The 12,316-nt window shown below is 61.3% G+C and carries 12 protein-coding genes; 3 read left to right on the plus strand and 9 right to left on the minus strand.

The window, feature by feature from the left end; all coding sequences use genetic code 11:
* Positions 1-35: 35 nt before the first annotated feature.
* Positions 36-1,394, plus strand: a complete 1,359-nt coding sequence (locus KIO76_RS04290) for a hypothetical protein (RefSeq protein ID WP_213321629.1) — start codon at positions 36-38, stop codon at positions 1,392-1,394.
* Between the two features lie 76 nt (positions 1,395-1,470).
* Here the strand turns inward: KIO76_RS04290 and KIO76_RS04295 are convergent, their stop codons facing one another.
* The 6 genes from KIO76_RS04295 to KIO76_RS04320 form a co-directional block, all read right to left on the minus strand.
* A complete protein-coding gene (locus tag KIO76_RS04295; RefSeq protein ID WP_213321630.1) occupies positions 1,471-1,791 on the minus strand; it encodes an EthD domain-containing protein in 321 nt (106 codons plus the stop codon).
* Positions 1,792-1,867: 76 nt separating this feature from the next.
* Complete coding sequence (locus KIO76_RS04300) at positions 1,868-3,160, minus strand: TRAP transporter large permease (protein WP_213321631.1); 1,293 nt, start codon at positions 3,158-3,160, stop codon at positions 1,868-1,870.
* A gap of 4 nt (positions 3,161-3,164) precedes the next feature.
* Positions 3,165-3,695: a TRAP transporter small permease gene (locus tag KIO76_RS04305; protein ID WP_213321632.1), complete on the minus strand. Its 531-nt coding sequence runs from the start codon at positions 3,693-3,695 to the stop codon at positions 3,165-3,167.
* 39 nt (positions 3,696-3,734) lie between these two features.
* Positions 3,735-4,724, minus strand: coding sequence for a DctP family TRAP transporter solute-binding subunit (locus tag KIO76_RS04310; protein WP_213321633.1), 990 nt, complete (start codon positions 4,722-4,724; stop codon positions 3,735-3,737).
* Between the two features lie 64 nt (positions 4,725-4,788).
* Positions 4,789-5,508, minus strand: a complete 720-nt coding sequence (locus KIO76_RS04315) for an SDR family NAD(P)-dependent oxidoreductase (protein WP_213321634.1) — start codon at positions 5,506-5,508, stop codon at positions 4,789-4,791.
* Between the two features lies 1 nt (position 5,509).
* Positions 5,510-6,406, minus strand: coding sequence for a fumarylacetoacetate hydrolase family protein (locus KIO76_RS04320; protein WP_249729480.1), 897 nt, complete (start codon positions 6,404-6,406; stop codon positions 5,510-5,512).
* Between the two features lie 121 nt (positions 6,407-6,527).
* Between KIO76_RS04320 and KIO76_RS04325 the strand changes: the two genes are divergently transcribed.
* A complete protein-coding gene (locus tag KIO76_RS04325) occupies positions 6,528-7,265 on the plus strand; it encodes a GntR family transcriptional regulator (protein WP_213321635.1) in 738 nt (245 codons plus the stop codon).
* Here KIO76_RS04325 and KIO76_RS04330 read toward each other — a convergent pair.
* The gene (locus KIO76_RS04330) at positions 7,260-8,867 is read right to left on the minus strand and encodes an FAD-dependent monooxygenase (protein WP_213321636.1); all 1,608 of its coding nucleotides are present in this window, start codon (positions 8,865-8,867) and stop codon (positions 7,260-7,262) included. The genes KIO76_RS04325 and KIO76_RS04330 overlap by 6 nt on opposite strands.
* 152 nt (positions 8,868-9,019) lie before the next feature.
* Between KIO76_RS04330 and KIO76_RS04335 the strand changes: the two genes are divergently transcribed.
* Positions 9,020-9,454, plus strand: coding sequence for a YqaA family protein (locus KIO76_RS04335; RefSeq protein WP_213321637.1), 435 nt, complete (start codon positions 9,020-9,022; stop codon positions 9,452-9,454).
* A 52-nt stretch (positions 9,455-9,506) separates the two neighbouring features.
* Here KIO76_RS04335 and KIO76_RS04340 read toward each other — a convergent pair whose 3' ends face one another.
* Both KIO76_RS04340 and KIO76_RS04345 read right to left on the minus strand, forming a co-directional pair.
* On the minus strand, positions 9,507-10,562 hold the full coding sequence (locus KIO76_RS04340) for an NAD(P)-dependent alcohol dehydrogenase (RefSeq protein ID WP_213321638.1): 1,056 nt from the start codon (positions 10,560-10,562) through the stop codon (positions 9,507-9,509).
* A 262-nt stretch (positions 10,563-10,824) separates the two neighbouring features.
* Complete coding sequence (locus KIO76_RS04345; protein WP_213321639.1) at positions 10,825-12,255, minus strand: aldehyde dehydrogenase family protein; 1,431 nt, start codon at positions 12,253-12,255, stop codon at positions 10,825-10,827.
* Positions 12,256-12,316 lie beyond the last annotated feature (61 nt).

The raw sequence follows: 12,316 nt of genomic DNA on the forward strand, positions 1-12,316 counted from the left end.
CACGCTACACCGGCCCCATGTCCATAGACGCCGAGATGATGTCAGAAAGCTTCAACGGTTGGGAGCGCTGGTGCAAGCGCCTAACGGCCGATACGCCGCCCACGATTGATGAGGCGATGGAGTTTTGCCTTTTCGCGAGGCAATGGCTGCCGACGCTTCTCATGCGCGCGGCCATTCGTCCGAGCCTTGTGCCGACATCACCGCAGCGGCACGGCTCGAGCGAACCGATGAAAGCCGCTCCCGGGCTCCAGGACATCGCCGAATTGTTGCGCGACCGTGCCGAGGCGCTTTCAGCGGAGCGCCCGGATATGGCGCGCCTGATGTGGCAGGGAGCCAAGACACTCGACGCTCTCATCCATGCCATCGTGCAGAAAGCCCCGGCGGGAGAAGATCAGCCTCTGCTCCACACGCTGGCGCGCTCGCTGCCCGTCGTGGCAGAGAGCTTCGCGCGCGACGACGGGCGGGCTTCCCTGCGCGTGCAGGAGGGACCCGACGAGGAAAAGGTCTACCTCCGCCAGAAGGTCGATAGCCTCGTCAGCACGCTTACGGAACAAGCCGCACTCCATGGCGGGCTGGCCGAGAAGGCAAAGCTTGCGGAAACACGTGCCAAGGCTGCCGAAGCCGAGGTTAAGCGATTGCACAAGACGCTGGCCTCGCTACAGCTCAGCCCTACCGCGGAGCCGTCCGGGGAGATCGTCGCCTCGCTGCGCGATGCCTTGGGCCTGCTTAAGGACGAGCGCAAGAAGCGCGATAAAGGCGAAGAGCGCGAGCGGGCGTTGCGCGACGCGCTCGAAGAAGCACGGATCGCGCAGGCGGCCCGTGCGACGCCGGCTCTGCACCTCGAGGCCCTGGCCCAGCTGCCACGAAGCGCGGTCGCGCACTTGCCCGCCCCGGCACCAGCGCAGCCTGCACCCACACTCCGCTCATCCGCGCCGATTTCCTACCCCGAAACGGAAACGCGCCCGGTCGTGTTTTCTGCACCCCGGCAGCCCACCCCTGCTGAACCGCGGCCCGCGAGCCCCCCTCTCCCGGCAATAACCCCGCGCTCAGCCGCCTCGATCGAACCCTCGAACGAGCCGTCCGCGCCGGCCCGCCGCATCGTGCGGGAAGCTCCAGAACCCGCAGCGCCCGGCCAACGCGCCATGCGTAGCTCGGACCAGTTGGTCGCCGCCTATCGCGCCCAGCGGGCCGCCAACCGTCCTGCGCCTCCCTCCGCCACTAGCGTAGACGCGCCGAACGGCAAGAAGGTCCCAGCGGCACCCACGCCACACGCATCCGCAGCACCATTGCAGCGCTCGCCTATGCCGGCACCGGCGCCTGCCCCGTCCGAGGCTCGGCCGCCGATCAATGACAATGGAACCCGGATCCAGTTCATCACCTCGGACGACTTCTGAGAGAGAGCTTCAGCTCAAGGTCTCGCTGGCCCACGGCGTCAGCTGGCCTTGACGAGGGATGCAGGCGCTCAGGCATCTATACGTCCTCATCGAAAACAAGATGATAAACACGGCCCCTGAACGACGCCATGTTATCGGAAATCGTCTTGCGAACAACTTGCCTTGTCTCGCTCGCCAGTGCGGCATCCATATCCGCCAGACTGTCGAAATAAAGATCGAAGGTCATGTAAACATCAGGCGCTCCGGCTTCAGGCACGGCAAGTTTCCGTAACTTGACCTCTCGCAACCGCGGATAGCTGCGGATCGCCGGCAGCACATGCTGCCGCATGCTGCGGTCGAAGGTCTCTTGATCTTCGAGAGCTACGTGCCCCTCGAGTACAGCAGATCGTATAATCATGGAATGTCTCCGTTGGAGAGCGGTCGTGCAGCGGTGGCGGAGCTACGCATCTCACCGCTGCTGGCAGATTCAAGCCTTACTGAAAGCCGAACATGCGCGGAAGAAATAAAACGAGCTGAGGAAATAGGACGAGGATAAACATAACCGCCGTCAGTGGGACGCAGAACGTCCAGATTTCGCGATTGATTTCGCGCATCGGTACTTTCGTCAACGTCGACAAAACGAACAGGATAAGTCCATAGGGTGGCGTAATAATTGCGATCATGAAATTGATGATCGAAATCACGCCGAAATGTACGGGGTCAATGCCGAGCGCATGGACGGATGGAAGAAGGACCGGCACGAAGACCATCAGCATCACCGCACCGTCGAGCACTGTACCCAGGACGAGGAACAGCACATTGACCAGCAGCATGAACTGGAGAGGCGACAGATCCATGGCCTTGATCCAAGCCGCCATGTTGTCCGCAAGACCTTCGTTGGTTATGGCGTAATTGATAATGAACGAGCTGATGATCAACATCATCACGACGGCAGATTGCCTGGACGATTCCAGGAAGACGGCGAGCAAGGACTTTATATTGAGATTGCGATAGACGATGAAGCCAAGAAGCATGGCCCATAGCGCGGCGACCGAGGCAGCCTCCGTCGGCGTGAAGACGCCACTCCAGATGCCGCCCAACAACACGGCGGGTAGCGTCAGTGGCACCAGAGCCCCGGCGATAACCTTGAGCCTATCTCCTCGTGCAACCTCGCCGGCGCGCGGCAGGTGGCGACGGTGCGCCATGATGGAGATCAGGATGCTAAGCGACAGCGCCATCAAGAAGGCCGGAATGATGCCAGCGAGAAATAGCGCGCCCACCGAAGCGCCGGAAATGACTGCGTATAGCACGAGCGGGATGGAGGGGGGCATGATGGGGCCGAGCAACGACGCTCCCGATGCCACCGCCACGGCAAGGCCACCGGGATAATGACCCTGGTTCCGCATCATGCGGATGGCCACCATGCCGGCACCTGACGCCTCCGATACCGCGCTGCCGGTCATCGACGACATCGCCACATTCATCAGAACGGTGACATGGCCGTGGCCACCCCGCAGCCGTCCCACCAGAAGATTTGCTGCCGACCAGAGTCGCTCCGATATGGTCGCGGCATTCATGATATTGGCGGCAAGGATGAACATGGGCACAGCGAGCATCGCATTCATGCCCATCATATTGTTCAATGTCTGATCAACGAGCAGACCGACGTCCTGGCCGCTCGCCCAGAGATAGACAATGCCGCTCCCGAACATCGTCAGAACGACCGGGATGCGAAGAACCGCTCCCACGACGAAGGCTACGCATAGCACGATCAGGCTGGTGCTCATCGCTTCAACCAATCACATTGGACGTACTGGATGCGTCGGACGCAGCGACATGTTGTCGCCAGTGAGGCCCGCAAAACTCAATGAGTTGCGCGATGAGCCGCACAACAACCATGACCATGTATATCACGAAGCAGGAAAAGACGATGTCCAGCCGGATCTCCAGCACATCGGTGCGCTCGCGCCAGAGAAACAAAACATAGTCGATTACGGTTGGCAGCGCCGCTGCGAATACCAATGCAAACAGAAGTCGTCCAATAATTCCGATCGCCCGGCGGGTTCTTGAGGACACGACATCCCAGACGACATCGAAGGCAACATGGTCGCTGGAGCGAACAACAAACGCATCCGTCAAAAATGTGCACCATAGTAGAAGTAATATCGTCACTTCATCGGTCCACATGAGCGGCTTGTGGAAGAGATAGCGCATCGCGATGCCAACGATGAAGACAACGAATATGCCGGCGAACATTAGACTGGATACGATCTCGGCGAAGCGGCCGAATTTTGCGGCCACCTGCGCGACACGACCCCTCATGGCCCGCTCCTGTTACGAGGACTCAGAACGCGAACTGTGTCACTGTATGGCGTCGATCTTGCTCTTCAGGCCGGGCTGCCACTTCGTTTCATAGCCCTCTTCCTTATAGAGTTTCGCCGCATTGGCACGAAAGAGTTCCAGATCTGGCTCGGAGACGACGATCCCCGCTTTCTTGAAGCCCTCGACTGCTGACTTCTCGTCCTCGATGGTCTTTTGGACTTCAATCGCCGTAGCTTCCTTGGCAGCCGCACGCAACGCCTTCTGCTGGTCAGGCGTCAGCTTGTCGTAGGCGGTCTTCGAGATCGCAATGAACACAGGCTGCACGATATGCTGCGTCAGCACCACTTCCTTCGAAACTTCGTTGAATTTCCAATCACGCGTCATGTTGGCAGGATTATCCTGGCCGTCGATCGAGCCTGTTTGCAGCGCAAGGTAAACCTCCGTTATCGGCATGGCGAGCGGGGTCACGCCCATCGCGCGTGCCAGGGTCTGGAAACCCGCTCCCGGCGGCATCCTCAGCTTCACACCGGAGAAGTCCTTCGGCGTCTTGATGTTTTTGACGTCACGCAGGCCAACTTGCCGCGTGCCGAGATAGGCCGTGTCGAGAATGACGAGCCCCATCTTGTCGGCAACCTTGGCGTAGAATTCCTCGCCGATCGGACCGTTGAACACCTTCAGCATATGGGCCGGATCGCGGAATACGTAGCCTGACGAGAACACGCCATACTCCGGAAGCTGCGCTTCGATCTCAAAGGTAACCGGGGAAGCCATTTCGAGGTTACCGCGCTGCATCGCCGGTAACTCCGTGCCTTGGCGGAAGAGACTCGAGGCCGGATGAACGGATACTGTCACCTCGCCCGGAAACGCTTCTTCCATTTTTTTCTTGATGTGGCGGAATGCATCAGTCAACGGGGATTGATCGGGAGCCGCTGTGGAGATCCGCAGCTGTGTTGCTGCCTCGGCACCGGCGGTCAATCCGCCGAAGGTGACTGCGCAGGCAAGCGCGATCGCTTTGCTGTACTTGAACATCAAAGATCCCCTCTTCTTGTAATTGCTGTTGATCACCAATTGGCAGATTCGTTACGTGCTGTGACTACATGCTAAGGCCACCCAGCGATTTCCCACCATCCACAAACAACGTCTGGCCGGTGATGAAGCGTGTGGCTGGATTAGCAAGAAAGGCGATCGCGCCGGCGATATCGTCAGGATCGGCGGCTGCCCCGCTCGGCTCCAGCGACTGGGCCGCAGCATATTGGTCCGCGGGCATGCTGCGTGTCATCGGTGTGTCCGTGAAGCCGGGAGCGACCGAGTTCACCGCAATCTGACGAGACCGCAATTCCATCGCGATCGCGCGGGTCAGCCCGACCACCGCGGCCTTTGAAGCCACATAGTGCGCGAAGTTGGTGCCACCGATCGCCGCGCGTGAAGAAACCGTGACGATACGCCCACCCTCTGACATACACTGCAAAACTTCCTGCGCTGCAATGAAAACGCCGAGAAGGTTGACGTCCAGCATCAGTCGGAAGTCATCGATCGTGATGTCTTCGAAGCGTCGCGGCTGATACATGCCCGCGACGCAGACGAGCGCGTGAATTTTTGGATAGACGGCCATCGCTGCGGAGATTTGCGACCGCTCCCGCACGTCGACCAAATGGGTCGTTACGTGCTCCTCGCTTTCGCCCAGCTCGTCCAACAGCGCTCCATTGAGATCGGCCGCCGCCACATGGAAGCCGTCCGCCACAAGGCGAAGCACCGTGGCTCGGCCTATTCCCGACGCTCCTCCGGTGACGAAGGCGACAGGGCGCGATCCCATCTCAGGCCTCACCCGCGATAGTGACCGAAAGCTTCCCGATGCCGTCAATCTCCGCATCCACCCTGTCCCCGACCTTGAGGAAGGTTTGCTTGGGCACGCCGACCCCCGCGGGAGTACCAGTCAGCAGGAGATCACCAGGGTCCAGCGTCATGATTTCCGACGCACGCGCAACCTGCTCTGCTATCGAGAAGATCATCTGCTCAGCGCTACCGTTCTGCTTGAGCTCGCCATTGACCGAAAGGCGAAGCCTGGCTGCTTGCGGATTCGGAAAGAGCGACGCGGGCGTTATGCACGGGCCAATCGGGCAGCAGGTATCGTTGGCCTTCCCCGCAACCCAGTCAAGCTTGTAGAATTGTTCCGGCGCCTTGTTGAAGTCGCGCGCTGAAAAATCGATCGCCACAGTATATCCGGCAATATAGGAAAGCGCCTCGTCTACGGACACATGCCGTGCCGTCCTGCCGACGACGGCGGCGAGCTCGATTTCCCAGTCGAAGGCCTGCGTTCCGCGCGGCATCAGAACCGTCGCGCCCGGGCCGACAATCGCATTGCGCGGCGGCTTCATGAAGAAGAAGAGCCGCTGGCTGTCCTTGGTGACGCCGGGAAAACCCATCTCGGCCATGTGATCATAGTAATTCGCGCCGGCGCACAAGATTTTCCCGGGATATTGCAGCGGCGCGAGAAGCTGGATCTCCGCCACCCTCCGGCCTCCGGTTGCGTCATGGGCGAGATCCGCCAGCAGAGGCTCGCAACGGGCCCAGTCGGCGAAGACACCCGCAACCGTTTCCGGAAGAGCGACATCATGGGCCGCAGCAAGCTCATTGAGCGGATAGAGCGTGTCGCCCACCATGAGACATGCAGTCGGCTCGTTCCCAAACTCGGCCGTTGTCAACGCCCACATCAAAATCTCCCTGGTCGACTTTCAAGGATCATGACACCATTTCCATAATCGTCAATAGTTTGGAAAATTCTTTTCATGATGGAATCTGGCGTCCGATTTCCGACTCTGGTAGAAGGGGGGCATGAGTGATGCGCTCTCTGCCCAGCCATCGGCACAAACCGTCGCCGAGAACGTCTATCGATCCATCAAGTCGGACCTTCTCTCCGGAGAGCTTCCGCCTGGCTCGGCGCTGCTGACGCGCGATTTGCTTGCGCGGTATGAATGCGGCATCAGTCCGTTGCGAGAGGCCCTGGCGCGCCTGGTCGGCGAGCAGTTCCTGGAAGCGGCCAGCCACCGCGGCGTTCGCGTGCCACGTCCGTCGATCAGTGATGTCGAGGATGTCTACCGCATTCGGATCGCGTTGGAGCGCGAGGCTCTAGGGCTGGCGCTGCAGTTCGGGGACGATGACTGGGAGGCGGATATCATCGCGACCTGCCACCGCATGGAAAAGGCACCACTCCCCTACCATGTCGCTGATCAGCCAAGCGCGGTGATGGAATGGGAGGCACGTCACCGTGCATTCCACTTCAGCCTCATCAAGGCCGCGCCGTCGCCCCGCCTGTTGCGGCTTATCGACCAGATGGTCGACCAAACGGAGCGCTACCGTGCGCTCCGTTTGTCGGGCATGGATCGCGCCAAGATAGGGCAGGATCTCGTCGCGGAACATCGCAGTCTGATGGAGCTGGTTCTCGCACGCGATCCCGCCAGCCTCGACTTCCTCGCGACACATCTGGACCGCACCCGGTTGGCGGTCTCGGCTATTCTCGGTGAAGCCGGCTCTCCCGGTAAAGCCAATGCCCCAAGGAAAGCCAAATCATAGTGCAACCGGGGGGGCGACCGCCACCAGGTCGAGCGCGGAGGAAAACTCCGCAACATCCCCCGCGTGCCCGACCCAGGCCAGGTGACCATCTGGCCGCACAAGCCAGGTCATGCCCGGAACTGCGTTGTAGGACGTGCGGAAGCTGTCGGCCGCGTCATATAGAAGCGGGATTGTCTCTTCATCGTTCGGGGAAGCCCCCTTGGCAACGATACCCAGACTACCGGAGTAACCGGGCAACCGGGCGGCGAGCTGCTCGACGAGCGCCGAGAAAGGTGTAACGCCTTCTCCCCCCGCATAGCACAGGAGAAGATGCTTCCCCTTTGCGAACCGCTCATGGAGTCGAGCCGGATGGGCGACGAATGGCCGGCTGAGCCCATAAGCATCCGGCGCCCGGTCTCCCGCCTGCAGTCCGGTCTCCTCACCGGCTTTGGTTCTGACCGTAATCGGGCTATCAGGATAACTGACGAGCAGCTGGGTTTCCTTAACGCCCGGCATGGTGGCCTGCTGGGCTAGAACCGCGTTCAGAGCCCGGCTCGTTCCCTCGACCACATCGAGGCCAACCGGACGCCGCTCGGCGTCGTAGCTTTGCAGAAGTCCCTCGGCAGCCAGACCGCGCGCTGCAAGCACCAGCTTCCAGGCCAGATTGTTAGCGTCCTGCAGCCCGGTGTTCATGCCCTGCCCGCCCACTGGCGGGTGGATATGCGCCGCGTCGCCCGCAAGAAACACGCGCCCCTTGCTATAGCTCGACACGATGCGGTGGCTCACGCGATAGAGCGATGACCATCGCAAATTCGACAAACGCGTGCCTTGCGGCAGGCAGCCTTGCACGATGACCGTCAGGCGCTCCAGGTCCGGCGGCGTTGCTTCGCTGCCCTCTGGCAAGTCGAGCTCCGGCCCATCATGCAGCATGGTTGAAAGGCGGTAGCGCCGGACGGAGCCATGGACGGGCACCGCCGCCAGCGAGTTGGCGGGCTGTCCCTCCCGATGCGTGTTGAAGCGATAGAAGTAGCCGCGCGGCAGCGCCCAGTCGACATCGAGGTCCCCGAGTACAAAGGTCTGGGGGAACTTGCCTCCATCGAAACTCAAGCCCAGCGCCGCGCGAACATGGCTGTGAGCGCCATCGCAACCGACAAGCCATTGGCATCTCAGCATGCGTGTCACCGAGTCGTCGCCCTCGCGCACCAGTTCGGCTTCAATACCGCCCGCTTCTTCTACGAACCTGCCCAGCCGCCACCCGCGCTCGACATCGCCGCCATGGCGGCGGAGGCTCGCCTCCAGCAATTCCTCTGTCTCATACTGCGCCAGTGACAGGGCGCCGAACGGAAGATCTCTCTCAGGAAGATCAAAGGCAGCGACTTGCTCGCCGTTGTCGAAGGTCCTCAGGCCACGCAGCCAGACGCCCCGGTCGATCGCCTCGTCAGCTATGCCGAGATCATCGAATATCTCGAGCGTGCGGGCCGTGACGCCCAGCGCCTTACAAAAAAAGCTGTGCTCCAACTGCCGGTCGATGAGGACATACGCGACGCCCTGACGCTGTAGCTGATTGGCCAGCAAGAGACCCACCGGCCCGGCACCGACAATAAGAACCGCGGTCGTCTCCATACATCCCCTCCCGCCCATGGCAATTCGGAGGCGAGCCGTGCATTGGCGCCGCCAGAGCGACCTTAAGCCGCGAACCAAAGCGGCGCTACACGTTCCCAGTCGATAAATTGCGGTGTACCGCAATGAAGTCCCAACTCACGTGATCGTCGTCCATGAGCCTTGTCGCCGTCTATCTCGGGCTATTCACAACGGCATTAGCCGCTGCGACCATTCTTCCCATGCAGTCCGAAGCAGTACTCGTCACCATGCTGCTGGCCGACTACACGCCTTGGCTGGTGATCGGCATTGCCGGCCTTGGAAACGTCCTGGGGTCCGTCGTCAATTGGATGCTCGGACGGGGGATCGAGCGCTTCAAGGACCGCCGCTGGTTTCCCGTTAAAGCGAGCGCGCTCCACCGCGCGCAAAGTTGGTATCAGCGCTATGGCAGATGGTCTCTGCTTCTTAGCTGGATGCCAATTGTAGGTGATCCGTTGACGGTGATGGCAGGGGTCCTGCGCGAGCCGCTGCCGGTCTTTCTGGCCTTGGTGACCGTTGCCAAGGTCGGGCGTTATGCAGTGCTGGCCGCGGCGACCCTGCATTGGGTATGAAAAGCCGCCGGGCCCAGCGTGAATGGGCGCAGACCGTCGCCCCCGCCCGTATTCAGGCAGCCTTCGGCAGAGTCGCCATGTCGATGACGAAGCGGTATTTCACGTCGCTCTTCAGCATCCGGGCGTAAGCATCCTCGATCTTGTCGATCGAGATCATTTCGATATCGGCGGTAATGCCATGCTCGCCGCAGAAGTCGAGCATCTCCTGCGTCTCCGCGATCCCGCCGATCAGTGAGCCGGCAAAATTCCGGCGGCGCCAGATCACGCTGAAGACCGAAACGGGCAACGGCTTCTCAGGCGCACCGACTTGTACAAGCGTGCCGTCGCGCTTGATGAGCCCAAGATAGGCGTTGATGTCATGCGGCGCTGCCACGGCATCGACAATCAGGTCGAAGCTTTCCGCCTGCGCGGCCATGGCGGCAGGGTCCGTGGACAAAACGACTGCATCAGCGCCAAGCCGGAGCCCATCCCCGACTTTGTTCGCAGAAGTGGTGAACAGCACGACTTCCGCCCCCATCGCATGGGCCAGCTTCACGCCCATGTGTCCCAAGCCGCCCAGGCCGACAATGCCCACCTTCTTGCCAGGGCCGGCCTTCCAATGTCGGAGCGGCGAATAGGTCGTGATACCCGCGCACAGCAATGGCGCCGCAGCGGCCAAATCGAGATTCGCGGGCACCTTCAACACGAACGCGTCGTCCACCACGATGTGGCTGGAATAGCCCCCGAAGGTGGGGCCTCCCAATACCTTGTCCGGGCTGTTGTATGTCTGCGTGAAGCCCGGCACGCAATATTGCTCCAATCCCTCGCGACAGCTTGGGCAGGTTCGACAGGAATCTACCATGCACCCGACTGCCGCGATATCACCCGCCTTGAAGCGGGTGACATCCGTGCCGACCGCTTGAACGCGGCCCACGATCTCGTGGCCGGGCAGGCTTGGGAAAAGGGTATTCTGCCATTCGTTGCGAACCGTATGAAGATCGGAGTGGCAGACACCGCAGTAGAGAATCTCGATGACAACGTCGTTCGGGCCTGGATCCCGACGCTGGAACGTGAAAGGCGCAAGTTTTTGATCGGCAGCCTCGGCGGCATAGCCAGTACATGTGAACATCGCTCGGCCTCGCATTGATCTGTCGGGTCGCGCGTCCGGGCAAATCCTGTCTTTCCAGGCTGGCTCCCGACGTGCGTCCACGCTCATCAATGCATTGGGCGGTCGACATTCAAGAGCGTGCCTAAATTCTCCGCATCCCACGACCGAGGCACCGTTGTCGCACACCGGACCAATCGGCGGCCGCATCCAGCGCAAACAAAAAAGCCGGGACAAGCCAGGCTTTAAGAAAGTTCGAGGCCCGAGCAGGCCTGCTCGCGGAAGCTCAGGCTGCGCCGTAGCCAACGGTACCCTTGATCTCCAGGAACTCGTGGATGCCGAAATCGGCATACTCGCGCCCGTTGCCAGATTGCTTGTAGCCGCCAAACGGCGCGCCGGCGTCCCATGCCGGATAGTTGATATAGACATTGCCTGCCCGCATCTGCGCGGCGATCCGGCGTGCCCGCTCAAGCGAGCCGGACTGCACATAGGCGGCCAGCCCGTAGGGCGTGTCATTGGCCCGCGCCACGGCCTCAGCTTCCGTCTCATACGGCAGGATCGAGATCACCGGCCCGAAGATCTCCTCGCGCGCGATCGTCATGTCGTCGGTCACGTTGGCAAAAACAGTCGGGCGCACGTAATAGCCACGGTTCAATCCCTCAGGCCGTCCGAGCCCGCCGGCAACGAGATCGGCCCCCTCCTTGATGCCAGCCTCGATGAGGCGTTGAATCTTGTTGAACTGCACCTCGCTGACGACAGGCCCGAGGCGCGTGCCTTCCGCAGAAGCGGGTCCGACCCGCAGGGGCTCCACGGCAGCCTTCGCCACGGCCACCGCACGATCATGCATCGCGGCCGGCACGAAAAGGCGGGTGGGTGCGTTGCAGGACTGGCCGGAATTGCCCATGCAATCCTCAACGCCAGTCCTCACGGCGTGGTCGAGGTCGGCATCATCCAGGATGATGTTCGCCGACTTGCCGCCGAGTTCCTGATGCACGCGCTTCACAGTGTCGGCCGCGGCCTTCGCCACGAGAATGCCCGCGCGTGTCGAGCCCGTGAACGACACCATGTCGACACCAGGGTGGCGAGCGATGGCCTCGCCCACCGTGGGGCCGTCACCGTTCACGAGGTTGAAGACGCCTTTTGGCACGCCTGCGTCGTGCATGGCCTCGGCGAAGATGATCGCGTTCAGCGGCGCGATCTCGCTCGGCTTCAGCACCATAGTGCAACCTGTGGCGAGCGCCGGCGCGACCTTGCACATGATTTGGTTGATCGGCCAGTTCCAAGGCGTGATCATGCCCACGACACCAATCGGCTCTCGTGCGATCAGCGTCGTGCCGCGAAGCTCCTCGAAGGTGAAATTCTCCAGGGCTTCGATCGTCTTGGACAAGTGGGCTGTGCCCATCGCTGCCTGCGAGCGGTGGGCGAAGGCCAGCGGCGCACCCATCTCCTGCGACAGGACCTTCGCAACATCATCATAGCGCGCCTTGTAAGCCTCCAGCAGCCGCCGCATGAGCGCCAGCCGCTCTTCCCGTGAGGTTGCCGCAAATGCGGGAAAAGCGGCGCGCGCCGCGGCAACAGCCGCGTCAACGTCTGCTTCCGTGCCCAGAGCGATCGTCGCGAAGGCTTCTTCGGTCGACGGATCGATCACGTCGAGCGTAGCTTTGCCGCTGGGCGCGACCCATTCACCATTGATGTAGAATTGTAGCGCGTGCGCCATCGTTTGCCTCCAGGAGAACCGCCTGTTCAGGCCGGCTGATCGCCGGCCATCGTCGCAGATG

It is taken from the genome of Chelatococcus sp. YT9, from assembly GCF_018398315.1.
Lineage (GTDB): Bacteria > Pseudomonadota > Alphaproteobacteria > Rhizobiales > Beijerinckiaceae > Chelatococcus.

Coding starts and splice junctions, on each gene's coding strand:
- KIO76_RS04290 (WP_213321629.1), top strand. CDS start 36: ATGATGTCAGAAAGCTTCAACGGTTGGGAGCGCTGGTGCAAGCGCCTA.
- KIO76_RS04295 (WP_213321630.1), bottom strand. CDS start 1,791: ATGATTATACGATCTGCTGTACTCGAGGGGCACGTAGCTCTCGAAGAT.
- KIO76_RS04300 (WP_213321631.1), bottom strand. CDS start 3,160: ATGAGCACCAGCCTGATCGTGCTATGCGTAGCCTTCGTCGTGGGAGCG.
- KIO76_RS04305 (WP_213321632.1), bottom strand. CDS start 3,695: ATGAGGGGTCGTGTCGCGCAGGTGGCCGCAAAATTCGGCCGCTTCGCC.
- KIO76_RS04310 (WP_213321633.1), bottom strand. CDS start 4,724: ATGTTCAAGTACAGCAAAGCGATCGCGCTTGCCTGCGCAGTCACCTTC.
- KIO76_RS04315 (WP_213321634.1), bottom strand. CDS start 5,508: ATGGGATCGCGCCCTGTCGCCTTCGTCACCGGAGGAGCGTCGGGAATA.
- KIO76_RS04320 (WP_249729480.1), bottom strand. CDS start 6,406: ATGTGGGCGTTGACAACGGCCGAGTTTGGGAACGAGCCGACTGCATGT.
- KIO76_RS04325 (WP_213321635.1), top strand. CDS start 6,528: ATGAGTGATGCGCTCTCTGCCCAGCCATCGGCACAAACCGTCGCCGAG.
- KIO76_RS04330 (WP_213321636.1), bottom strand. CDS start 8,867: ATGGAGACGACCGCGGTTCTTATTGTCGGTGCCGGGCCGGTGGGTCTC.
- KIO76_RS04335 (WP_213321637.1), top strand. CDS start 9,020: ATGAGCCTTGTCGCCGTCTATCTCGGGCTATTCACAACGGCATTAGCC.
- KIO76_RS04340 (WP_213321638.1), bottom strand. CDS start 10,562: ATGTTCACATGTACTGGCTATGCCGCCGAGGCTGCCGATCAAAAACTT.
- KIO76_RS04345 (WP_213321639.1), bottom strand. CDS start 12,255: ATGGCGCACGCGCTACAATTCTACATCAATGGTGAATGGGTCGCGCCC.